The 22,802-nt window shown below is 38.1% G+C and carries 21 protein-coding genes; 13 read left to right on the forward strand and 8 right to left on the reverse strand.

Annotation, left to right across the window (positions count from 1 at the left end; translation table 11 throughout):
* Positions 1–345: 345 nt before the first annotated feature.
* On the reverse strand, positions 346–1,041 hold the full coding sequence (locus M1F26_RS13105; protein WP_140170811.1) for a FadR/GntR family transcriptional regulator: 696 nt from the start codon (positions 1,039–1,041) through the stop codon (positions 346–348).
* 200 nt (positions 1,042–1,241) lie between these two features.
* On the opposite strand from M1F26_RS13105, the gene M1F26_RS13110 reads away from it, so the two are divergent.
* The 3 genes from M1F26_RS13110 to M1F26_RS13120 all read left to right on the forward strand — a co-directional run bounded on the left by M1F26_RS13110 (position 1,242) and on the right by M1F26_RS13120 (position 4,349).
* The gene (locus M1F26_RS13110; RefSeq protein WP_140170812.1) at positions 1,242–1,925 is read left to right on the forward strand and encodes an RraA family protein; all 684 of its coding nucleotides are present in this window, start codon (positions 1,242–1,244) and stop codon (positions 1,923–1,925) included.
* Positions 1,926–1,992: 67 nt separating this feature from the next.
* Positions 1,993–3,255 (forward strand): MFS transporter, encoded by a 1,263-nt coding sequence (locus M1F26_RS13115; protein ID WP_140170813.1) that lies wholly within the window; start codon positions 1,993–1,995, stop codon positions 3,253–3,255.
* Between the two features lie 59 nt (positions 3,256–3,314).
* Positions 3,315–4,349: a mannonate dehydratase gene (locus M1F26_RS13120; RefSeq protein ID WP_227528825.1), complete on the forward strand. Its 1,035-nt coding sequence runs from the start codon at positions 3,315–3,317 to the stop codon at positions 4,347–4,349.
* Positions 4,350–4,412: 63 nt separating this feature from the next.
* Here the strand turns inward: M1F26_RS13120 and macB are convergent, their stop codons facing one another.
* The 3 genes from macB to M1F26_RS13135 all read right to left on the reverse strand — a co-directional run bounded on the left by macB (position 4,413) and on the right by M1F26_RS13135 (position 9,344).
* Positions 4,413–6,356 (reverse strand): macrolide ABC transporter ATP-binding protein/permease MacB, encoded by a 1,944-nt coding sequence (gene macB, locus M1F26_RS13125; RefSeq protein ID WP_140170815.1) that lies wholly within the window; start codon positions 6,354–6,356, stop codon positions 4,413–4,415.
* A gap of 2 nt (positions 6,357–6,358) precedes the next feature.
* On the reverse strand, positions 6,359–7,465 hold the full coding sequence (gene macA / locus M1F26_RS13130) for a macrolide transporter subunit MacA (RefSeq protein ID WP_140170816.1): 1,107 nt from the start codon (positions 7,463–7,465) through the stop codon (positions 6,359–6,361).
* Between the two features lie 214 nt (positions 7,466–7,679).
* Entirely contained in the window at positions 7,680–9,344 is a 1,665-nt protein-coding gene (locus tag M1F26_RS13135) for a DUF2813 domain-containing protein (protein ID WP_094960662.1), read from the reverse strand.
* A gap of 402 nt (positions 9,345–9,746) precedes the next feature.
* Between M1F26_RS13135 and M1F26_RS13140 the strand changes: the two genes are divergently transcribed.
* From M1F26_RS13140 to M1F26_RS13170, 7 genes are all read left to right on the forward strand, one after another.
* Positions 9,747–10,646: a lysine exporter LysO family protein gene (locus M1F26_RS13140; protein ID WP_004256402.1), complete on the forward strand. Its 900-nt coding sequence runs from the start codon at positions 9,747–9,749 to the stop codon at positions 10,644–10,646.
* A gap of 51 nt (positions 10,647–10,697) precedes the next feature.
* Positions 10,698–12,179, forward strand: coding sequence for a DUF2867 domain-containing protein (locus M1F26_RS13145; RefSeq protein WP_140170818.1), 1,482 nt, complete (start codon positions 10,698–10,700; stop codon positions 12,177–12,179).
* A gap of 98 nt (positions 12,180–12,277) precedes the next feature.
* On the forward strand, positions 12,278–13,006 hold the full coding sequence (gene artP / locus M1F26_RS13150; RefSeq protein ID WP_004256404.1) for an arginine ABC transporter ATP-binding protein ArtP: 729 nt from the start codon (positions 12,278–12,280) through the stop codon (positions 13,004–13,006).
* An 18-nt stretch (positions 13,007–13,024) separates the two neighbouring features.
* Entirely contained in the window at positions 13,025–13,768 is a 744-nt protein-coding gene (gene artJ, locus M1F26_RS13155; protein ID WP_004256405.1) for an arginine ABC transporter substrate-binding protein, read from the forward strand.
* A 12-nt stretch (positions 13,769–13,780) separates the two neighbouring features.
* Complete coding sequence (artQ, locus tag M1F26_RS13160) at positions 13,781–14,521, forward strand: arginine ABC transporter permease ArtQ (protein WP_004256406.1); 741 nt, start codon at positions 13,781–13,783, stop codon at positions 14,519–14,521.
* Positions 14,518–15,186: an arginine ABC transporter permease ArtM gene (artM, locus tag M1F26_RS13165; RefSeq protein WP_096864159.1), complete on the forward strand. Its 669-nt coding sequence runs from the start codon at positions 14,518–14,520 to the stop codon at positions 15,184–15,186. The genes artQ and artM overlap by 4 nt, the downstream gene beginning before the upstream one ends.
* A gap of 159 nt (positions 15,187–15,345) precedes the next feature.
* Positions 15,346–16,503: a hypothetical protein gene (locus M1F26_RS13170; protein ID WP_140170819.1), complete on the forward strand. Its 1,158-nt coding sequence runs from the start codon at positions 15,346–15,348 to the stop codon at positions 16,501–16,503.
* 69 nt (positions 16,504–16,572) lie between these two features.
* On the opposite strand, the gene rlmC is transcribed toward M1F26_RS13170, so the two are convergent.
* The 3 genes from rlmC to M1F26_RS13185 all read right to left on the reverse strand — a co-directional run bounded on the left by rlmC (position 16,573) and on the right by M1F26_RS13185 (position 18,697).
* Positions 16,573–17,706 (reverse strand): 23S rRNA (uracil(747)-C(5))-methyltransferase RlmC, encoded by a 1,134-nt coding sequence (rlmC, locus tag M1F26_RS13175; RefSeq protein ID WP_140170820.1) that lies wholly within the window; start codon positions 17,704–17,706, stop codon positions 16,573–16,575.
* A gap of 9 nt (positions 17,707–17,715) precedes the next feature.
* Positions 17,716–18,231, reverse strand: coding sequence for a YbjN domain-containing protein (locus M1F26_RS13180; RefSeq protein ID WP_096864157.1), 516 nt, complete (start codon positions 18,229–18,231; stop codon positions 17,716–17,718).
* A gap of 139 nt (positions 18,232–18,370) precedes the next feature.
* The gene (locus tag M1F26_RS13185) at positions 18,371–18,697 is read right to left on the reverse strand and encodes a YbjC family protein (RefSeq protein ID WP_004256421.1); all 327 of its coding nucleotides are present in this window, start codon (positions 18,695–18,697) and stop codon (positions 18,371–18,373) included.
* A 160-nt stretch (positions 18,698–18,857) separates the two neighbouring features.
* Here M1F26_RS13185 and M1F26_RS13190 point away from each other — a divergent pair, with 160 nt between their 5' ends.
* Complete coding sequence (locus M1F26_RS13190) at positions 18,858–19,121, forward strand: GrxA family glutaredoxin (protein WP_004256424.1); 264 nt, start codon at positions 18,858–18,860, stop codon at positions 19,119–19,121.
* A gap of 247 nt (positions 19,122–19,368) precedes the next feature.
* On the opposite strand, the gene M1F26_RS13195 is transcribed toward M1F26_RS13190, so the two are convergent.
* On the reverse strand, positions 19,369–19,797 hold the full coding sequence (locus M1F26_RS13195; RefSeq protein WP_140170915.1) for a secondary thiamine-phosphate synthase enzyme YjbQ: 429 nt from the start codon (positions 19,795–19,797) through the stop codon (positions 19,369–19,371).
* A 197-nt stretch (positions 19,798–19,994) separates the two neighbouring features.
* On the opposite strand from M1F26_RS13195, the gene ybjG reads away from it, so the two are divergent.
* Together ybjG and M1F26_RS13205 are read left to right on the forward strand one after the other, a co-directional pair.
* Positions 19,995–20,603 (forward strand): undecaprenyl-diphosphate phosphatase, encoded by a 609-nt coding sequence (ybjG, locus tag M1F26_RS13200; RefSeq protein WP_004256430.1) that lies wholly within the window; start codon positions 19,995–19,997, stop codon positions 20,601–20,603.
* Between the two features lie 851 nt (positions 20,604–21,454).
* Complete coding sequence (locus tag M1F26_RS13205; RefSeq protein ID WP_004256437.1) at positions 21,455–22,771, forward strand: serine/threonine transporter; 1,317 nt, start codon at positions 21,455–21,457, stop codon at positions 22,769–22,771.
* Positions 22,772–22,802 lie beyond the last annotated feature (31 nt).

The raw sequence follows: 22,802 nt of genomic DNA on the forward strand, positions 1-22,802 counted from the left end.
AGGCAAATCATATCCATGATCGATACCAATTCGCAAGTAGAATTTATCTTTTCAGACAGTTTTTTATTATGAAATATTTTAAGAAACGAGGGAATATACAGACTGAAAAAAATATTATCGGGAAATGAAGGAGTTAAAAATAACGCATTTAATTAGCAGAATTTAATTGAGGAACTTGGTTCCGAAAAATGAGACCACCCCTAAATCAAATTATTTACAAGCAGATGATTCACATATTGATAATTGACCTTAAAACTGAGTTACACAGAAAGTAGAGCGAAGGAATTTAGCTTATCCTTCGCCACTCAAAAATCTCACTAAGAAAAATTATTATGGGTGGCTGATCTAAAAACTATCCATGGTTAACTTAAAGTGAGTATCCATCTTTAACCCAGTTGCCACAAAGTCTTGTTTTTCAATTGACTCTAAAATATCAAAATGAATATCAATGATCTTTTTATGTTCATCATGGTTGTTTTGGTTTAATAAACCAGCTGAAATAGAACCACCTAATGCGCCTCTTAATGCTTTTAGCATCAATGCATATAACGGATTTTGTGACATTTCAGCTAATGTTAAGTGGAAATCAATATCACTCTCAATGAACAAATCCCAATCATTAGAACTCAACAAGGATTTCCTCATTTTATCTGCAATTTTTCTTAACTTGATATAATCATTTTTATTTCCATGCATTGCAGCCAACACTGCAGAATCAACTTCAATCGCACGTCGAAGGCCTAAGATTTGCTTATAATTAACCTGCTGAGTCACAATGGCATGATTAAAAATAGTTTCTAACGGGTTTGAGTTAATTTTTTGTATTTTAGGTTTTTTGCCACTACTAATATCTAAAATACCTAATATAGAAAGGCTTTGAAAAGCCTCTCTAACCACCCCCCTGCTCACCCCTAAACGTTCAATAATCTCTTTTTCACTCGGTATTTCATCACCTGGATTTAGATTTGATTGAGATATTAAAGATAGAACATAGCTTCTAACTTGCTCTGAAAGTGTTTGTTTTTCAATTAAAGGATGCAATCTAACCCCCAAAATTAGCAATATCCATTTGATTTAAAATCAAAAAATAATCTTCCTGTGATTAAAACAATAATAAAACTAGAGTCGTATCACAAAACCTATATTAACCCTCTTTTAATATTAAGGCCATACTGTTAGCCCGTATGACAGGTTGGCAGCCAAACAGTAAGATTAAAACCTTAGATACATAGGAATATGAAATGAATAAAGATAATGATTTGTTTGACAAGATTAAAAAGGAATTACCCGTAGCTCTTCTAGGGGATATTTTAGATGAAATAGGATTACACCATCAGTTCTTGCCTCCTATACTCAAACCTTTATCTGAGGATATGAAGATTGTAGGTCGAGCAATGCCTGTACTAGAAGCTGATTACATGTTACCGCCTGACGTTACATCTAATGGGCCATTAGGAAATAAAGATTTCGGTATTATGTTTGAAGCACTAGATGGCTTAAAGGAAGGTGAAGTTTATATCGCTTCCGGTTCTTCGCATAATTACGCCCTGTGGGGTGGATTAATGTCGACAAGAGCTAAAAAACTTAACGCTGCGGGCGCTATTATTTATGGCGATTCAAGAGATAAGAGAGAAATACTAGAACTTGATTTCCCTGTATTTTCATTAGGTAGTTATGCTCAAGATCAAAAAATAAGAGGTAAAGTATTAGATTATCGAGTTCCAATCAAAATCAATAATATTTTAATTGAACCAGGTGATTTAATTGTTGCCGATGAAGAAGGCGTATTAATTATTCCTAAAAATGTAGAGTCTTACGTTATTGCAAATGCATTTGAAAAACAAAAAATGGAGAATAAAGTACAAAAAGAAATAGCAAATGGAATGGGTGCTGTAGAAGCATATAATAAATTTGGCGTCATGTGATAAACATAAAAATAGATATGTCTTATTAAATTTAATAATAAACATATCATTATATCAAAGGTGATTTATGTTTAGAAAAATAAGATGGAATTTAGTTTTATTTATTTCTCTTGGAGGAATGATAAACTATATGGATCGCTCTGCATTTGCTATTGCAGCTCCTGTTTTTTCTAAAGATTTAAACTTAACACCAAGTGAAATGGGTATACTTTTCAGTAGTTTTTCTATTGGATATGCTTTATTTAATTTCATTGGCGGATACGCATCAGATAAATATGGTCCCAAAAAGGTTTTTGCCGTAAGTATGGCTCTTTGGTCTATCTTTTGCGGCATGATTGGGGTAACTGTTGGTTTTATCTCTATGCTTATTATCCGAACTTTATTTGGTGCAGCTGAAGGCCCCTTTGCAGCAACACTCAATAAAATGGTTAATAACTGGTTCCCTAAAAAAGAAGTTGCTACTGCTATAGGTATAGCAACTGCTGGTAATCCAATAGGTGGAGCTATTGCTGGCCCTATAATGGGAATATTAATAATTACAACTGGTTGGCGTGTTGCTTTTTTTATACTTGCTGCAATAGGCTTTATATGGCTAATTGGGTGGTTAAAAATTGCCAAAGATAAACCGGAACAACATAAAAAAATATCAAAAGAAGAATTAGAATATATTTTATCTGACGATAATAATGTAGAATCAAAAACCACAAATACTATATCTAAACCATTATCTTTTTATATAAAGAGTCCGACTATATTAGCAACAACTCTTGCATTCTTCAGTTTGAATTATATTTTATTTTTCTTTTTATCATGGTTTCCAAGTTACTTATCTAATGTTCAAAATCTCAGTATAAAAGATATGAGTATAGTAAGTATTATACCTTGGCTATTAGGTGCTATTGGAATGGCTCTAGGGGGAATACTTTGTGACTTTGTTTTAAAGAAAACAAATAAACCATTATTCTCCAGAAAAATCGTGTTGGTTAGTTGTCTAGGAATATCGGCAATCCTTGTCTTTCTTGTCGGTAATGTTACTCGTGTTGAAAGTGCCGTAGCACTCATGGCATTCGGAATATTTTTCTTATATTTATCTGCTACAACCTATTGGGCAATCCTACAAGATACCGTTGCAAAAAATAATATTGGTGCAGTTGGTGGATTTGTACACGCAATGGCAAATGTTGCCGGAATTTTAGGCCCTATTATTACAGGCTATATCATTGAATGGTCTGGAATGTATAGCATCGCATTTTTTGTGGCAGGTGGAATCGGTATTGTTGGCGCAATCAGTGTCGCATTATATGTAAAACCACTAAATCTCACTAACTAAGAAATTTTCAAATTAAAAGGTTAATAATTATAAAACTAGGATTTGGTTTATATCTACATATGCTTAATGATGAACATTATGCTTTCGCAAAACAATGTGGAGCAACTCATATTGTTGTTCATATGGTCGACTACTTTAACAGTAATGAACGATTTTCACGTAGCGACCAGCCAATTGGCGATAATGATGGCTGGGGAACGGCTGTTGGTGATGTCTGGACAGTAGATGAACTAATAAAAATCCGTGACCGGATGCAAGAGTTTGGCTTAACATTTTATGCAATTGAAAATTTCGACCCTTGCCACTGGGATGATATTTTGTTTGACGGCCCTAAAAAATTAGAACAGCTTGAAGTCGTCAAAAACATTATTAGAAATGTAGGGAAAGCAGGTATTCCTGTCTTTGGATATAATTTCAGTCTGGCAGGAGTCGCAGGGCGAGTTATCGAAAACAAAGCACGAGGAGGTGCTCAAACTGTTGGTTTATCTGGCATCAATGAAGACATTCTAGAGCCAATGCCGGATAATATGGCATGGAATATGAAAATCAATAACCATAGTGCTGGTTATCGTCCTGAAACAACAACAGAGCAACTCTGGGAAAGGTTAACCTGGTTCTTAAACCATATTATCCCTGTCGCTGAAGAAGCAGGCGTTCGCCTAGCTGCTCATCCAGACGATCCTCCACTAGAGTTTGTCAGAGGCCAGCCAAGGCTCGTCAATCAACCTCACTTATATCAAAAATTACTAGATATAAAACCAAGTAAATCAAATGCACTAGAGTTTTGTCTTGGAACCATTGCCGAAATGTCTGAGGGCAACGTTTACGAAGCAGTACAACAATATGCAAGTCAAGATACGATGGCATACGTCCATTTTAGGAACGTTAAAGGTAAAGTGCCACACTATCATGAAACCTTCATTGATGAGGGCGATATTGATATGTTGAAGGTATTAACAATATTAAAAGAAAATAATTATACAGGTGTATTAATCCCTGACCATACGCCACAAATGTCATGTGATGCGCCATGGCACGCAGGTATGGCTTATGCGATGGGATATATGCAAGCATTACTTAAAGTACTGAAATAATATATAAACAATGCTCCATGCACTATTTTGATAAATGTGCATGGAGAGCTTTATACGAACAATTTATTCCCTCGCCAACGCATCAATTGGGTTCAAGCGAGCTGCATTTCGAGCAGGTAAAAAGCCAAAAATAATGCCAATGGCTGTTGAACAAACAAAGGCACTGACTAATGCCACCGGGTCAAAAGAAAAAGTCCAGCCTGGTAGTGCCATTTGAGCCAATAAACTAATCCCATACGATAGGCCAATCCCCATCAACCCGCCCATTAAACAGACTAGTACGGCTTCGATAAGAAATTGCTGCATCACATCGCTAGTCCTAGCCCCTACCGCCATGCGAATACCAATTTCTCGCGTCCTTTCGGTAACAGAAACCAGCATAATATTCATCACACCAATACCACCAACCACCAGCGAAATAACCGCGACTAATGTTAGAAACAGTTGCATAGTCTGGGTGGTTTTTTCCGCTGTTTTTACAAAAGTGTCAAGGTTATAGGTGAAAATATCCTTTTTACCATGGCGCAACGTGAGTAAGCGGGTCAGTTGCTGTTCTACCGTTTTCGCATCGTAACCGTCTTTCACCCTAACAACAAAGCTCTCATAGTATGGACGGTTCAGAATTTTACTATTCACCGTAGTATCCGGTAACCAAACCGATAGCGACTTACTCGAACCAAAAGTCGATTTTTTCTCTTCAAGCACACCGATAACCGTTACAGGCATATTACCAATGAGCAAAGTTTCGCCAATAACATTTTCTTGTTTAGGGAAAAAGCGGCGCTTAGTATTGGCATCAATAACCACCACTTGTGCGCGCTTATCCACCATATCTTGCGTGAAACTCATACCTTCTGAAAATTTAGAGGCATAAACATTAAAATAATCCCGACCAACACCGGTGAGCTGTGCCGAAGCGTCAACATTCCCTTTTCTTAAGCGTGTTGAGTGGTTGAGCTCGCCAGAAATCGCGTACACATAAGGCTGTTTTGCTAATGCATCAATATCTGAGGCTCTTAAGGACTGACGATTTTTTGCATCATCGTACCCAAAGTCTTCCCCTGGATAAATTGAAATGGTATTCGTCCCGATTGATTTTATATCATTAAGGACCATGCCTTGAGCAGCATCACCGATCACCATTATTGATACCACCGACGCAATGCCAATGATAATCCCAAGCATAGTCAGCAATGTACGCATCTTATTAACGACCATGGCACGCCAAGCCATTAATAAGGCCTCACTAAACCGCCCATACGCCTGAGCTAAAGAGAATTTTCGTGGGGGAGCTTTTGGTAATGAATTTGTTCGTTTCGTGGCTTTGCTACCCGAGTCATTCAAAATCTCGCCATCTTTAATTTCGATAATACGTTCCGCTTGTTGAGCAATTTCAGGGTCATGCGTGACAATAATTACGGTATGCCCTTGGGCACAGAGGTCTTTTAAAATATTCATGACCTCTTCCCCCGAATGGCTATCCAGTGCTCCTGTTGGCTCATCTGCGAGAATTATCTGCCCACCATTCATAAGAGCGCGAGCAATACTCACGCGCTGTTGTTGCCCACCAGACAACTGACTTGGACGATAATCAACTCGCTCCCCTAACCCTAGACGCTGTAATAGCTGGGCTGCTCGCTCACGACGTTGGTTTTTACCCGCCCCTGCATACACCGCAGGCACCTCAACATTTTGTTCCGCACTTAAATGACTCAGTAAATGGTAACGTTGAAAAATAAAGCCAAAATGCTCTCGGCGCAGTTCTGCCAATTGGTCGTTATCTAACGTTGCAACGCTTTGACCATCAATGCAATAATTCCCTTCAGTTGGTTTATCTAAGCACCCAATAATATTCATGAGCGTGGATTTACCTGAACCAGAAGCACCAATAATCGCCACCATCTCACCTGCATTAATTTGCAGTGAGACATTTTTTAAGACTGTAACTTGGTTTTCGCCTTCCCCGTAGCGGCGAGTGATCCCTTGAAGATCAATTAACGCAGACATAGTTAGTATTCCGTCTCGCTATGGCCAATGACCACTTTGTCACCTTCATTTAGGCCTTTGGTAATTTCCACATACACATCATTTCGACCACCAATTTCAACATGTTTTTTCTCGACTTTATTGCCTTGAAGGATATCCACTTCATAGGTTTGTGGTGAAATTTCATTGCCTAATGCAGATAGCGGTAGTAACAGAACATTTTTACGTGACTCTAATTCAATAGTGACCTGAGCGGTCATTTGTAATTTCAATAAATGTTGCGGATTGGGTACCTCAAAGCGCGCATAATAGAAAATGGCATCATTGATTTTTTCAGGTGTTGGTAAAATATCTTTTAGTTGCCCTGAGAATTTTTTATCTGGAGCGCCTAAGACGGTAAACGAGGCATCTTGCCCAGACTCCAAATAAATCACATCTGCTTCAGAAACTTCCGCTTTTACTAGCATCGTGTCTAAATCCGCAAGTGTTAAAATCGTTGGTGCTTCCTGAGCAGCAATAACCGTCTGCCCTTGTAATGTTTTAATAAAGGTGACAATGCCATCCATTGGAGCCGTAATTTGAGTGTATTTCAAATTTGTTTTTGCCGAATCTAAAGTGGCTTGGTTACGCTTAATTTGCGCTTGATAAGTGGCAACTTGCGCTTTTTTCACTTCTACATCCGTTTTGGCTTTATCAAGCTCTTGTTGGGAAACGGCTTGCTGTTTCGCTAGGCTTAAATGACGTTGATAAGTCAGTTGAGCAAGGCGAAGTTCCGCTTGAACTAATGATAGATTCGCTTCAAGTTCACGAGTCATCGCTTCAGACTCAGTCACATCATTTTGGGCTTTTTTCGGGTCAATAACGGCTAATAAATCACCTTTTTTAACATAATCACCCTCTTTAACATACAGAGTTTGTAGTTGCCCACTCACTTGAGCCCCCACATCGACTTTACGTACAGCGTCAAGTTTTCCCGTTGCCAGCACTTGTTTATCTAAATCGCCTCGAGTGACATCTACGGTTTGAAAAACCTCTTCTTCCTCACGATTAAAAAGAAACCCAGCAGTGACTAGGGCAACAATAATGATTGCCAAATAAATCGGCCACTTTTTCTTAGGCTTTGCCTTCATGTTTATTCGCTTCCTATGAACAAAAAGAGGGCATTGCCCTCTAAGATCGCTGACAACTTGTAAAAGGAGGTGACTTTCCAATTTGTTGCCAGCTAAAAACTAATGATCAAATTATATATCACTTAAGTTATCAATTGATTCAACATGAGATAAACCTAAGAGTGGGATTTCTCAATAATCCATCAACAACCCGTAAAATTTATCGATATCACCATTAATTTGCTTTACCCCTTGCCAACCATGCCACACGAGAAAACATACTTTTCAACTGTAGAGGGATACTATCTGGACCTAACTCAGCCGCCCGATTAACAGTTGCTAACGCTAAATCTGGCTTCGATGTACGAGAGATCGCCTTAATAATCACTCGCCTTGTTGAAACTTTCGCATTATCTGGAATATCAGCAATTTCATGATAAAGTTTTCGAAACCCTTCACGATATAGGAAATGTTCCATATCTGGTGCGGGTAGCATCGTTAGCCTATCCCTATCTGAGGAATTAATTTTATTAGCATAATGCGTCGCTGTTGCCGCATATTTACGCCCTGCCTCATCACCATCAGTTAAAACATGCCATTCAATTCCCATTTTATTGGCAAACTTTAGCAGTGGTTTCAAACCACTTTGCGCAAATGCAATAACTTTTATTCCTTCTGTTTCAAAGTAATAGTTACACTGGCGCGAGAATTCATTCATCAGCCAAATTTCAGTTTCCCCTTCAACTAATAACCAACAGCGAGCGAACAAGGCTGACGGACGATTAAAGCGAATATGGAAAGAAATTTTACGTAATTCTTCAGCACTCAAATCATTTTCATTTAAACGATAAGCTGAAACTTTATTCGTATTACGAACCAGACGACATAAATCCTCCAAAGGCGCTAATGAAAGTAGCTCCCCTGAATTCGTCGTGGTGATCCTCTGTAGAGAAAATAAGCTAAATAAGCCCCATGCAATGGAAAGCATAATTGGATGCAAACGCGTTTCAGGGTCTTCAACAATAATCAATGGCCGAGCGTATTTATCTAAATGAATATTGCCCTTTGATTGTAATAAAGAAGAAAACATCCCTAAAATGATTAACCGAATATTACGTTGATTTGGCTTGGCAATTAACCGGTTAATATTATCAAGCGCTTTCCAACCGCGTTTACGCGGTTCTATTTTAACCATTGAATTATCTGAACGAATAATATGGGAGCTTTGCCCAGAGAAGTAATGACTAAGCAACTGTTGCATGGCATCAACCCCATCACAGAGATCTTCATCACTTAAGCGTTCAGGGTTGTTGACCAATGCGCTAGTGAGTTCCTTAATACGAGCATTAAATAAGTCACGTACCTCTTTTTGCCCTGAAACAATCGTTTCTGGATTAAGTGAGTGTAAAAAACGCGCATCACGAAGGCGAATAACAGGATACAACCGAATAATTTCTTTAATATATTTACCGACGTTGTCCAATGAAAGTTTATTACCACCTGCATTTAAAAAGCTTTTATCGACAACTATCGTGTCATCATCTTTAAGTTCCGCACTAACACGATAAAAAATATGTTTAAGGTCATCACCGTTATCTACCCAAACTGAGGCTAAGTTATGAAAACGATAGGATTGATGACGCCCTTTGCGGCGTTCACAAAATTTTAAGACTATCTGCAATGAACGGTAACGTGACTCATCATTCCCTGCGGGATAGTGAAAATCATGAAGACTGAATTGGTAATCTATATGTTCAGGAGAAAGAAGAAGGTCAAGTGCATCAAGTAAGCTCGACTTTCCCCATGAATTCTCGCCAACTAAAACTGTACTGTTATTCAGTTCTAATGAAAGGCGGTTAATCCCTCTAAATCCGTATATTTCCACACGTTCCAGGTACATATCACTCTCCTTGGAATATTTTTAGTTCACCCTAAATATTATTAGTTTTCATTACATATCGGGTGATTCCGTCAATTGGATATACTAAAGAACAATATTTAGAGCTTACCGATTAACCTTCTTTATTACTATAACTATGTATGTAAAATAAAAATTCTTCATAGCAAAATAGCAAACTATGTTGAGCATCTAATTGCAGTGTTATAAAATAGTAAAACTTTTATTTTTAGTGTTTTTGACCTATTTTTTATTAGTTAGCCAATAAAAACATTTTATAACAAAAAGAACTTTTAGCACGGGGCGTTAAATCGGGTTTGTACTTCAATAACCTAAATAAATAAAATTGTATAACCCTTTGTTTATATTTAGCTAGTCGATGGGATAACCTCTAAGGATGCGGCCATGTATTCAGGACTCTTAATTATTCTTCTACCATTAACGCTTGGTTATCTTATTCCTATTAAAAACAAGCAAATTCTCCATCGAGTACACCAATCCTTGAATTCAATGGTGTATGTTATTTTATTTTTAATGGGAATTACTCTTGCACTTCTTGAAAATTTAAGTGTTCACTTATTTTCTATTTTAATTTATGCAGTTACCTTTTTTGGTTGCATATTTTCATTGAATGTAATCTCACTGTTATTGCTGGATAAATTTGATCCTTGGAAAATTCCGCAACATAAACAAGAAAAACCACCTTCACGAATCAAAATGGTTCTCGAATCCTTACAGCTATGCGGTGTGCTACTGCTCGGATTTGTCGTTGGCCTAACTCATTTTGACTTTCTACACTATGCCGACAAAGGCAGCCAACTGGCGTTAATGCTATTGTTATTACTTGTCGGTATCCAGCTACGTAACAGCGGCATGAGCATCAAGCAAATTTTAATCAACCGACGCGGCACAACCATTGCGTTTGTCATGGCAGTCAGTGCATTAGCGGGTGGTGCGTTAGCTGCATTCTTACTAGACCTTCCCGTGAAAATGGGGTTAGCACTGGCTTCTGGCTTTGGCTGGTACTCATTAACAGGGATTGTCCTCACCGATGCTTATGGCCCAGTCATGGGGAGCGCAGCTTTTTTCAATGATTTAGCAAGGGAACTTGCTGCAATCATGCTTATCCCAATTATTATTAACCGTTACCGCTCAACCGCTCTTGGCATTTGTGGTTCAACATCAATGGATTTTACACTGCCTGTTTTACAACGCAGTGGTGGGGTTTCAATTGTCCCTGCTGCTATTGTTCACGGCTTCGTACTGAGTCTTATTACGCCAATTCTCATGGCCTTCTTTACATAGGTAAAATTTCAGTCACAATAGCTGTTAATTTGCGTGAATCAGGAAATTAACATGACAGATAAACAACGTGTTTTAGTGTTGGGCGCTAGTGGCTATATTGGTCAGAATCTGATCCCTAAACTCATTGAGCAAGGATATGACGTAACAGCAGGTGCACGCCGTGTTGATTGGATGTTATCTCAAGGCTGGCAAGATACCCAATGCATTTATGTGGATCTTCACGACCCTGAAACACTAAAAGGTGTCATGGAAGGCATCGATATTGTTTATTTCCTCGTTCATAGCATGGCCGACCAAGCCAATTTAGTCGAGCGTGAGCGTGCAGCCGCTCGCAACGTGCAACAAGCCCTTGAAGGCTCAAGCGTTAAACATGTTATCTATCTCAGCGCATTACAACACGGGCATACCTATTCACCACACCTAATTGCTCGACGTTTAACCGGTGATATTTTACGTGAAAGCCAAATTCCTATTACCGAAATCCGCTCATCAATTATCGTTGGGTCTGGTTCTGCCGCATTCGAAATTATGCGTGATATGGTCTACAACTTAGCGATTTTAACGCCACCACGTTGGGTTCGTTCTAAATCGTCACCTATCGCCTTATCGAATATTTTGTATTATTTAACGCAACTGGCAAAAATACCAACAACTGAGAATCGGATTTTTGATGCAGGTGGCCCTGAGTTTATTAGCTACCAAGAGCTATTTAAGCGCTTTATTAAAGTCAGTGGTAAGCGGCGTTTACTTATTCCTATTCCGATCCCCATCAGTATGATTTCCGTGCATTTCATCAGTTTGATCACCTCCGTACCACCGTCAATCGCTAAGGAGTTAATTCAAGGCTTGCAGCACGACCTCCCCGCGGATGATAAAGCGTTACGAGAACTGATCCCCCAAACCTTAATTTCTTTTGATGATGCCGTTAGAACGACTTTAGCAGAAGAAGCCGATGCCGTTGATAACGCAGATTGGGGTTATGATCCAGAAGTCAGAAAACGCTGGCGTCCCGGCTATGGCTATTACCCAAAACAAGCGGGAGCAACCCTTGGAACAACAGCCAGTTCAGAATCGCTTTGGTATACAGTGCAACAAATCGGCGGAAAAAACGGCTATTTCTATGCCAATGGCCTGTGGAAAACTCGCGCCATCATGGACGATATGATGTTAAATAAAGTGAAGTACGGCCGCCCCGATCGTGAACAGCTCCAACTCGGTGATGAGATTGACGGCTGGCGCGTAATTAATCTTGAACCTAATAAACAACTTAGCTTGTTATTTGGTATGAAAGCCCCAGGACTTGGCCGCTTAACTTTTACTATTCATGATAGCGGGAACCGCCGTTCAATTGATGTTAGAGCATGGTGGCACCCAGCTGGCTTTTGCGGCCTACTCTATTGGTTTGCCATGATGCCCGCACATTTATTTATTTTTAAGGGGATGGCAAAACGCATCAGCGAACTGGCTTATGAGCGAGATAAACAACTCGCTAAAGAACAGCAAGCAGAGCAACTGACCGTTAAATCGGAATAATTTTAGCGTAAAAACCAAATTTTTATGCAGAAATTATTGCATAAATATGCTTATAGGATTAATATCGCGGGTAGTGAAATAAGATATTATTGGTACACATGAGCATTCAATTAAAAAACATCAACTGTTTCTATGGTTCCCATCAGGCACTCTTTGATATCAATCTAGAGTGTTCTGCTGGTGAGACTATGGTATTACTTGGGCCAAGCGGGGCTGGTAAAAGCTCATTGTTACGTGTCCTCAATTTATTAGAAATGCCACGTTCAGGCCACTTGAATATTGTGGGTCAGCAATTTGACTTTTCTTCAGCTCCAGATGCGAAAGCGATTCGTGAGCTGCGTCAAAATGTAGGGATGGTATTTCAACAATATAATCTGTGGCCTCATCTGAGCGTTATGGACAACTTAATTGAAGCACCTTGCCGCGTGTTAAAATTATCAAAGCAAGAAGCGCAAGCAAAAGCGTCCAAGTTATTAGAACGCTTACGGTTGTCGCAATTTGCTGATCGCTACCCCTTACATTTATCGGGTGGTCAGCAACAGCGTGTTGCGATTGCAAGAGCGCTAATGATGGAACCAAAAGTTTTATTATTTGATGAACCAACCGCTGCACTTGACCCAGAAATCACTGCTCAAGTTGTTGATATTATTCGTGAACTATCTGCAACTGGGATTACACAAGTCATCGTCACTCACGAAGTGGAAATTGCTCGCAAAACCGCTAGTCGTGTCGTGTATATGGAAAACGGCCATATAGTAGAACAAGGGGATGCAAGCCATTTCACTGCACCTCAAACAGAAGCATTTGCAAATTATCTGTCACATTAATAGATATAGGATTAAGCAATGAAAAAAATTATATTAGCTGCACTGCTGGGCGCTGTAACCCTATCTGCAACTGCTGCGGAAAAAGAAACCATCCGTTTTGCAACAGAAGCGACTTACGCACCTTTTGAAATGTTCGATAAGAATAACCAAATCGTTGGCTTTGACGTTGATTTAGCCAATGCAATGTGTGAAAAAATGAATGCAACTTGTACATTTACTCACCAATCTTTCGACAGCTTAATTCCTAGCTTAAAATTCCGTCGCTTTGAAGCATTAATGGCAGGTATCGATATTACCCCTGAGCGCCAACAGCAAGTAGATTTCACTGAGACTTACTACCCTAACTCAGCAGAATTTATTGCTGTAAAAGAAAAAATCAGCTCAGTAGACCAATTAAAAGATAAAAAAATTGGTGTTCAAAACGGAACCACTCACCAAAAATACATCATGGAACAACATAAAGGGATGACAACCGTTCCTTATGATAACTACCAATCTGCTATTTTAGACCTACAAAATGGCCGTATCGATGCCGTCTTCGGTGATACCGCAGTTGCTGACGAATGGTTAAAAGCTAAAGGTAACGAAAACTTAGCTGCTGTTGGTGAAAAAGTGACTGACCCACAATATTTCGGTATTGGTTTAGGTATTGCGGTTCGTAAAGGGAATAAAGAGCTGTTGGATAAAATGAATAAAGCCTTAGCTGAAGTTAAAGCAGACGGCACTTATGATGCTATCCACAAAAAATGGTTTCAACAGTAATTGATATAATTAATGAGCAACTTTCTATTTTTAACAAGTGCCGCCGGTATCACCGTCGGCCTTGCTGTTTCTGCACTGGTTTTGGGGCTGATCCTCGCCATGTTATTTACTGCGTGGGAGTCCGTTCGTTTTAAACCTATTGCCTTTTTAGGGACCTGCTGGGTTACCTTGATCCGCGGTCTACCTGAATTATTGGTCGTATTATTTGTCTACTTCGGTACATTACAACTGATCAATTTGTTTGGTGATGGGTTCGATATAAACCTCGGTTTTTGGCAAACCACTATTCAAATCGACCCCAGCATTTTCTTTGCTAATAGTGGCGAATTTGACTATACCCCATTTGTTTGTGGTGTTATTGCCCTTGCCTTGTTGTACGCCTCTTATGCATCACAAACATTAAGAGGAGCTTTAAAAGCGGTACCTTATGGCCAGTGGGAAGCAGGTTTTGCATTAGGTTTAAACAAACGCACTATTTTCTTTCGGTTCATTATGCCGCAAATGTGGCGCCATGCGCTTCCAGGCTTAGGCAACCAATGGCTTGTATTATTAAAAGATACCGCGTTAGTTTCACTCATCAGTGTTAATGATTTGATGCTACAAACAAAAACAATCGTCAATAGAACTCACGAACCATTCACATGGTACGCCATTGTGGGTTTGATTTACCTTGCCATTACGTTAGTCAGTCAAGTTATCTTAAAACGTATTGAATTGCGTACTACTCGCTTTGAGCGAGGTGAATCAAAATGATGGATTTAATTTTAGATATTCTTCCAGGGCTACCAACCAGCTTATCACTAACGTTTAGCGCACTCATTGTGGCTTTTATCTTAGCGATATTATTTACTTTAGTTCTCTCGCTGAAAACCCCTGTGGTTTCTCAAGCCGTTAAAATCTATATCACGCTTTTCACTGGTACGCCGTTATTGGTACAATTTTTCTTAATTTATAACGGTCCAAGTCAATTTAAATCATTGCAAGATTATCCCATGTTGTGGGAGATTATTTCCACGCCTTGGGTCTGTGCAATGGTTGCATTGGCCTTAAACAGTGCGGCTTATTCCACTTTGTTATTCCACGGTGCAGTTAAAGCCATCCCATCAGGCCAATGGCAGTCTTGCCAAGCCCTCGGTATGAGCAAAATGCAAACCATGCGTATTATTTTGCCTTATGCCTTTAAGCGTTCGTTATCGTCCTATTCCAATGAAGTCGTCCTGATTTTCAAGAGTACGTCACTTGCCAGTACGATTACAATGTTAGATGTCATGGGCTATAGCCAACTGATCTTTGGTCAAAGCTGGAATGTGATGGCGTTTGTTGCTGCGGGGATTATTTATTTAGTGGTCAATGCAATTTTAACAGTGCTAATGCGTTTAATTGAACGCAAAGCGTTGGAATTTGAGCACAGAGGTTAGTCTTTCTTTCTCTCCGACAAGTAAAAAAAGCTTGGTCTTATACCAAGCTTTTTTTATTCGCTCAATCGGATTTTTAAAGAACACTTTATTTGAAAATGTAATAATTAAACTAATTAAACTAATTAAACTAATTAAATAGATATGATTGATGAGTTTATTATGAAAAAAATTCAATTTGACATTCCTTTTGATCAAGACAAACTGCTTACATACTTTAATAAAAAAGAAAATAATGCCCTAAGAAAAAAGCTCACTCAAGTCAGAAATACCTCTAATGCTAGCAATGGAATTTGCCATGGTCTATCAAACCTATACCTTCTTAATGAAAACAAGAGTGATGGGGATAAACTAATTGAATCGATGGGGGCCGCTTTAAAATCCATAAAAGCACAAAGTTACCATTTAAAAAACAGAAAGCCGAATGATGTTGAAGTAAGTTTATTAAATAAACAGATAGTCAATGGCCTGAATATTCAGATCAGTTATGAACGCGCATATGATTTCAATAAAATTGCACACAAAATAGATTCATTACTCATTGATAATAAAAAGAAAAAAACATCATTAATCAATAAAAGCACAGATATTAAAGTAGATAAAAATTTAATATCATTAGATAATAAGGAAAATGACCTTAATATAAAAAATCTATACGATATAACCCATCTACTAATGAAAAATATATCTCGTGTAAATAAAAATGTAAGTTATTTAGATAGTAAATACGAAATTATAGAGTTGGTTACCTTTTACTATAATTTAGTTAGAAAAAACAAAGAAGACTCAATAGAAATTTATTATTGTCATAAAATATTGAATGAGAATATAAAAAACAAAATAATATCTGACTTACCATTAGATGATAAAGAAATTAAAATTTTTCTAGCTAATGCTTTCGAGTTTATATCTAAGCTAGAAATGTATAAAAATACAGCTAAGAATATAAATTCTGGGTTAATCAATGATATAAGCCTACCTATTTGTGACTATGCAAACTTACAAATAAATAAAAACCAATCAAATATTGAAAAACTAAAAGCTGATATAGAGAATAAATTAAAATATAACAATGATTACTATTCACTGATTTCTTATGATGGCCATTGTATGGCAATTTCAATTAAACACGATAAAAATAATTATATATATAAGTTTTTTGACCCTAACAGAGGTATAAAAAAATATGATAACGAAAATGATTTTTTAGAAAACCTAAAACATTTGCTCTCCTATCATAGTGATAAACCTATACCGAATCATATCGATGAATTTAAGTTCAGAGTATTATCCATGGATTCATTCCTGCTGAAACATTAAATTAATTACCCAAATGATATAACGAATATTGAATTGTCGTTTTATACAGTAAAAACCATCACATGGATTTTACTGTACAATACGCTTTAACAACGTCAGCACTTCAAAGTGTGCAGTATGAGGGAATAAGTCAAATAGCTGTACTTTACAGACTTGATAGCCAGCCAACAGTTGTAAATCTTGCGCCATGGTTTGTGCATTACAGCTAGAATACAAAATATATTCGGGCTGCACGTGGGAAAGGAAATCGCATAACTCTTTACCAATTCCTCTGCGTGGCGGATTGACTAAAATAAGCTGAGGGATATCCTGATTCGCCGTGGCAAAACGCGTTGAATCAAGTGCTTTAAACTCAACATGCTTTAATCCAAGTTCATCCGCTGATTGCTGTGCGCTGGCAATCGCTGGCGCACTGATTTCTATCCCTGTTAAGTGAGTGTCTTTTTCAGCACAGTGCAGCCCAAAGCCGCCCACGCCACAAAACAGATCCCACAAGCTATCGATATCTAACGCTTTAACCCATTCCCTCGCGGTTTGGTATAATTTTGCAGCCACTATAGGATTCGTTTGGAAAAAACCTTGTGGCCGAATAAATAAAGGGACTTGATTAAACTCTTCACGAAGTGTGCGCTGCTCCGTTAAGAAAATCTCATCCTCACCTTCAAGTATTGCCATATGCACGGGTTGAATATTGGCGGTGATCACCGCAAGCAGTGGCAACTGTTCTTGTAGCCATGGCAGTGCCTTTTTTAACTGCTCAATTTTTTTCTCTGAGCGCAACACAAACCGCAGCATGAATTTCCCAGAGTAATGACTTTGGGTTAATAATAGGTATTTTAATTCACCGCGTTTGCGCTCAATGTTATAAGGCGTCAGCCCTGCCCTTGCAATAAAAGGAATAATGGCACTAAACACATCAGAAAAGGCATCTGGATACAACGGGCAGTCCGTTAAATCTACACCTTGCCCATCTCGCCCAACAATACCTAAAATTGGCTTCTCAACACTACCACTAACGACCATTTTGGCTTTATTGCGAAAAGCCGTTTGCGGCCCTGTCACTGGAGGCTGAAATAAATAAGTATCAATAGCAGGCAAAAGAGCCTGTAGTTGGCTCTGCTTTTCAATAATTTGCTGTTCAGGCGTTAATGTTAGCCATTGGCATGAATGGCATTGCCCAGTGGCATATTTTTCACAATGCATAGCAAAAACTTAGTGGAGAATAACTGAAGGTTTGTCATCAAGAGAAAGCTCAGAGCCTTCTTCAGAGCTGTCATCATCTTCACTAAAGTCATCTTGATTTGCATACAACAAATTATTACTAAAGATTTCAAAGACAATAGCTGAAATTTGCTCTTCCGCTTGCTGTAAAAAATGGCAGAATTGACGATACGTCATTCCTGCTTCTAATGAAAATGATTGGCTAACAATCAATTTAGGCAAGTTTTCATTGTTTATTTCAAGGAAAACTTTTGCCGTTAATGAGCTGGCATTAATTTGGCTGATATTCGCCACTAACGTCACAATCGCTGTCGGTTTGAGTTCAGCTAATGCAGACAACACCAAAACATTATTTAAAATATCAAGCTTTGCATCAAAAATACCGTCTATATTTTGCATATGAGGTAAATGTAATGCAGAGCAGGAATCACACTCGAAATAAGAGGTTTTGAGTTGGTCTAACCATTCACGTAACTTAGTGATGTCAGGGTAACAAATAGAATCCATGGATAGTAACCTTCTTCAACTCAAAATAGTCGTGCAATATCGATTTGTTAGGGTTCTGGCACATTTTCCCCCTAACTAAAAAACGAATAATTCTCACACATTGTAGAGCGAAACACCAGTAAAACCACGCTCAATCTACTTATTCATCTGGTTTATTATCTGTAGAGTCTGGTTTTTTAGATACATTCTTTTCTGGTTGTTTATTATCAATGCCCAAAAAACTCAGGCCATGAATTGCTCGCCAGACAATATTGACCATTGCGGGCACCAAACAGCCAATGCCGACCATAATCATGCTCACGATCGCCCCTGGCTGCATTAAAGGCTCCGGCAATGTGATATAGTCATTTGTTGCTAACAAAACAATAATAAGCAGAATGATCCCCACACCTTCTAACACGATAATGGGCTTTGGCATGTCCGCCAGTGAACGCATTGTCCCTTTAGACTGAGGTTTATTGCTCATTCTTTTTCTCCTCTCATTATTGTGTCACTTTCTCAAACTGAGAATTATATGTCATACCTATAGGTATAACAGGAAAATTCGACTTTTATTTCATAACTTATGTAGGCATAGTATTGAGCATTGCAATTAGAATCTGAGCTCAAGATAAAAAGGAGATACTATGTATACTGTTATTTTTGGTCGTCCTGGCTGCCCATACTGTGTTCGTGCAAAAGAACTCGCTGAAAAACTGAAAAATGAACGTGAAGATTTTGACTACCGCTACGTTGATATTCAAGCTGAAGGTATTTCTAAAGAAGATTTATCTAAAACTGTTGGCAAACCTGTTGAAACCGTTCCACAAATTTTTATTGATGAGCAACATATTGGTGGATGTACAGATTTCGAAGCTTACGCAAAAGAAAATTTGAATTTATACAAATAATTAGCCCTTTCCGTTTTTCATCTCAACAAGCAAAGTTGTTCACTTATTTATAGGTGTTAACACTTTGCTTGTTCTTTTTGTGCTATTTAAGCCAAATTTAATAAAAATATTGCACTTTTTTTCATCTAAGTGAGAACTTTCTTTTTTAGACGGAGTCTTAATTAATGCCACTGCTTTTCTTTGATGTCCCCATATTGAGGAGCCCGATAGCCAACTTTTTGTTTTCCTGCTATCGGGTTTTTTGTTTTTAACGGCTGAGTTCGCCTTGCAATGTAATGATTAACCTACGTTTTCCACCATAATTTCGGTGCTCACATAAATAAATCCCCTGCCACGTCCCCATGTTTAAACGCCCTTTAGTAATTGGAATAGTCAAACTTGCACCCAATAAACTGCTTTTTAAGTGCGCAGGCATGTCATCACTTCCTTCATAATCATGCTTATAATAAGGTTCATTTTCAGGAACGGCCTGATTGAAAAAGCTCTCGAAATCTTCCCTGACAGTGTAATCTGCATTTTCATTGATTGTTAAAGATGCTGATGTATGTTGAATAAAAATATTCGCTAAACCAACCTTGATTAAGCTAAGTTCAGGAAGTTGCTTGAGAATTTCTTCTGTCACTAAATGAAACCCTCTCGCTTTTGCGCTAAGTTGTATCTCTTTTTGCCACCACATCACTTTTTCTCCCTTGACTTATCTAAACTCATTACTGCACTAAATAATTATTGAGTAAATGTTAAACCGCAAGTAAATTTGTCGCATATAGCTTTCAATAATAAGACAAAGGGACTTTACCTGCTCATTAAGAAACTTTAATCTCCCCCTTTTATATCTATTCTGTCTCACTAACCATCTGACCGAGGTACTGAACTGTGCTGGAACAACTTAACCTTGATCTATTCAATTTGATCAATGCGACTCCAGAAACCGCTAGTGGAACCATTGCTGTAGCGAACGTGATTGCGAAACGCTTAATTCTATTATTTCCACTATTTACTGTTGCTTGTTGGTTTTGGGGCGCCCAGCCAAATATGACTCGCCAACGTGCTTTTGCTTGTAAAGCAGCCATTGCTATCGTCATTGGCTTAACCATTTCATGGCTAGTGGGCTATTTCGCGCCGCATGACCGCCCATTTGTCATGGGAATTGGCACTAATTTCTCCGAGCATGAAGCCACGCCTTCATTCCCAAGTAACCATGGCACGATTGTCTTTACATTCGCTTTTGCATTTCTTTTCTGGCTAAGAACTTGGGTTGGCCTCGTGATGATGATCCCCGCTGTCGTTATTGCTTGGTCACGTATTTACCTCGGTGTTCATTGGCCTTTAGATATGGCAGGTGCCTTTATACTGGCGATTGTCGCATGCGGTTTGGCCCAGATCCTCTGGTCTGTTGGTGCGTATAAAATTCAATTACCTATCACTCGGCTATATAGTTTTATTTTTGCATCTCTTATTCGTAAAGGTTGGTTTCAACCATAACAACGTATATTCAAATACTGGCATTAATTAATGCCAGTATGTTTAGCATTATAAAAATTGCGCTAAATCAAAGTTTCTGTTTATTTCCATTCTCATGATTAAAACTTTTTTGAAGTTATCAATAAAATTATTAAAACAATTACTTAACAAATATCTTGTTACCTATTTTAATTATTTTTTTCGTTGCAAAAAAAGTGGCAAATATAAGCACAAAAAAAACGTAAAATAATTAATATATAGTTATCTTTCCTCCAATTTTCAAACTAATTAGTTACGCAATAAACCAATCTAAAAGATAAAAATATTTTATTTATTTTCAATTGGTTATCATTTATCTATAACAATTTACTTGTACTATTATTACAGTACAGCTCAATATTTATATTGATATGGATGATATTTTAATCAGCTCAATTTTAATCATTAATATAATAATATTTTTCTAACAGAATTTAATTCTGCTCACATTTAAGTAAAGCTTAACTTATTCACCCACTATTTAATTGCTAATAAATACAAACTTAACACAAATTTATTTAACATTTTTATAAAATATAATTATATCTCGCAATCTTGGGGGATATTTCTCTTTTGAGATAATGATCACGGCATTTTATTCTGGTAAACTATAAATTCACACACTCAAAATCCAATGTTAAAATTTAATGATAAAAATACAAAACTGATTGAAAATCAATTTACCGTCAATTTTAGTTTTATTTCCAATCAGATTGTTACGCAAAAGAAAACAATTGTTATTGAGTAATTGTTCGTACCAAAAGATTAAAAGGTCGTAACGCATTTGCAGTTACGCTAAATGATTTTTTTGACTTATATTTTCGGAGACTATTATGGATGCAACAAAAGTTGGTTCCATCGACAAAACGGCCTCGCAAACAGTAAATAGTAGTGCTTGGCGCAAAACTGACACAGTATGGATGCTGGGTTTATATGGTACAGCTATCGGTGCTGGGGTATTGTTTTTGCCAATCAATGCAGGTATGAGTGGTTTATTACCTGTTTTACTGATGCTGGTATTAGCCTTCCCAATGACATTTTTTGCTCACCGTGGGTTAACACGCTTCGTTCTTTCTGGTTCAAAACCTGATGGTGATATCACTGAAGTTGTAGAAGAACATTTTGGTCGCACAGCAGGAAACTGGATCACCCTACTCTACTTCTTTGCTATTTACCCTATTCTTCTTGTTTATGGTGTTTCCATCACCAATAACGTCAATAAATTCTTAACCGAATTATTGGGCGTTGGCGCACCACCACGCTGGTTACTTGCCTTGATCCTTGTAGGCGGAGTAATGGCGATTGTGGCATTCGGTGAAAAATACATCGTAAAAGTCATGAGTATGTTAGTGTTTCCATTTATCGCCGTGCTGGTTGCATTCTCACTGTATATGATCCCACATTGGTCTGGTGATGTACTAAATACATTAACTTGGGAAGGTATCACTGAAGCAACAAAAAATACCGGCGGACAAAGCATCTGGGTCACTATTTGGCTAACAATCCCAGTGATGGTATTCGCATTTAACCACTCGCCAATTATCTCCGCTTTCTCCGTTGCAAAACGTGAAGAATACGGTGATGCAGCTGAACAAAAATGTTCACGGATCCTTGCTTCTGCACACATTCTGATGGTGCTGACAGTTATGTTCTTCGTGATAAGCTGTGTCTTTACCTTATCTTCAGCGGATCTTGCACAAGCTAAAGCACAAAATATCAGTATTCTTGACTACCTGTCTGGCTATTTTGACCAGCCATTCATTAAATATGCAGCTGCAATCATTGCCTTTATTGCAATTATTAAATCCTTCCTTGGTCATTATTTAGGTGCTCGTGAAGGTTTCAATGGTCTAGTTGAACGTGCTTACCGTGCAAAAGGTAAAACAATTGATGTTCGCAAGTTAAACCGCGGTACTGCAATCTTCATGTTAGTCACAACTTGGTTAGTGGCAACATTGAACCCAGGTGTGCTGGATATTATTGAAAGCCTCGGTGGCCCAGTTATCGCTATCTTACTGTTCTTGATGCCAATGTATGCAATTAGCAAGGTACCAGCAATGCGTAAATACTCAGGTAAAATCAGTAATGTATTTATCGTAATTATGGGTCTGGTCGCTATCTCTGCGGCAACATATAAGTTATTCTTCTAATTGAAGCCACTAGGTAGCGACCAACAACGGA

Source organism: Providencia sp. PROV048, assembly GCF_033688165.1.
In the GTDB taxonomy this organism is placed as follows: domain Bacteria; phylum Pseudomonadota; class Gammaproteobacteria; order Enterobacterales; family Enterobacteriaceae; genus Providencia; species Providencia hangzhouensis.

Coding starts and splice junctions, on each gene's coding strand:
- M1F26_RS13145 (WP_140170818.1), top strand. CDS start 10,698: ATGACAGATAAACAACGTGTTTTAGTGTTGGGCGCTAGTGGCTATATT.
- M1F26_RS13120 (WP_227528825.1), top strand. CDS start 3,315: ATGCTTAATGATGAACATTATGCTTTCGCAAAACAATGTGGAGCAACT.
- M1F26_RS13180 (WP_096864157.1), bottom strand. CDS start 18,231: ATGGATTCTATTTGTTACCCTGACATCACTAAGTTACGTGAATGGTTA.
- artJ (WP_004256405.1), top strand. CDS start 13,025: ATGAAAAAAATTATATTAGCTGCACTGCTGGGCGCTGTAACCCTATCT.
- artP (WP_004256404.1), top strand. CDS start 12,278: ATGAGCATTCAATTAAAAAACATCAACTGTTTCTATGGTTCCCATCAG.
- rlmC (WP_140170820.1), bottom strand. CDS start 17,706: ATGCATTGTGAAAAATATGCCACTGGGCAATGCCATTCATGCCAATGG.
- macB (WP_140170815.1), bottom strand. CDS start 6,356: ATGTCTGCGTTAATTGATCTTCAAGGGATCACTCGCCGCTACGGGGAA.
- M1F26_RS13135 (WP_094960662.1), bottom strand. CDS start 9,344: ATGTACCTGGAACGTGTGGAAATATACGGATTTAGAGGGATTAACCGC.
- macA (WP_140170816.1), bottom strand. CDS start 7,465: ATGAAGGCAAAGCCTAAGAAAAAGTGGCCGATTTATTTGGCAATCATT.
- M1F26_RS13190 (WP_004256424.1), top strand. CDS start 18,858: ATGTATACTGTTATTTTTGGTCGTCCTGGCTGCCCATACTGTGTTCGT.
- M1F26_RS13170 (WP_140170819.1), top strand. CDS start 15,346: ATGAAAAAAATTCAATTTGACATTCCTTTTGATCAAGACAAACTGCTT.
- artM (WP_096864159.1), top strand. CDS start 14,518: ATGATGGATTTAATTTTAGATATTCTTCCAGGGCTACCAACCAGCTTA.
- M1F26_RS13195 (WP_140170915.1), bottom strand. CDS start 19,797: ATGTGGTGGCAAAAAGAGATACAACTTAGCGCAAAAGCGAGAGGGTTT.
- M1F26_RS13110 (WP_140170812.1), top strand. CDS start 1,242: ATGAATAAAGATAATGATTTGTTTGACAAGATTAAAAAGGAATTACCC.
- artQ (WP_004256406.1), top strand. CDS start 13,781: ATGAGCAACTTTCTATTTTTAACAAGTGCCGCCGGTATCACCGTCGGC.
- M1F26_RS13140 (WP_004256402.1), top strand. CDS start 9,747: ATGTATTCAGGACTCTTAATTATTCTTCTACCATTAACGCTTGGTTAT.
- M1F26_RS13205 (WP_004256437.1), top strand. CDS start 21,455: ATGGATGCAACAAAAGTTGGTTCCATCGACAAAACGGCCTCGCAAACA.
- M1F26_RS13115 (WP_140170813.1), top strand. CDS start 1,993: ATGTTTAGAAAAATAAGATGGAATTTAGTTTTATTTATTTCTCTTGGA.
- M1F26_RS13185 (WP_004256421.1), bottom strand. CDS start 18,697: ATGAGCAATAAACCTCAGTCTAAAGGGACAATGCGTTCACTGGCGGAC.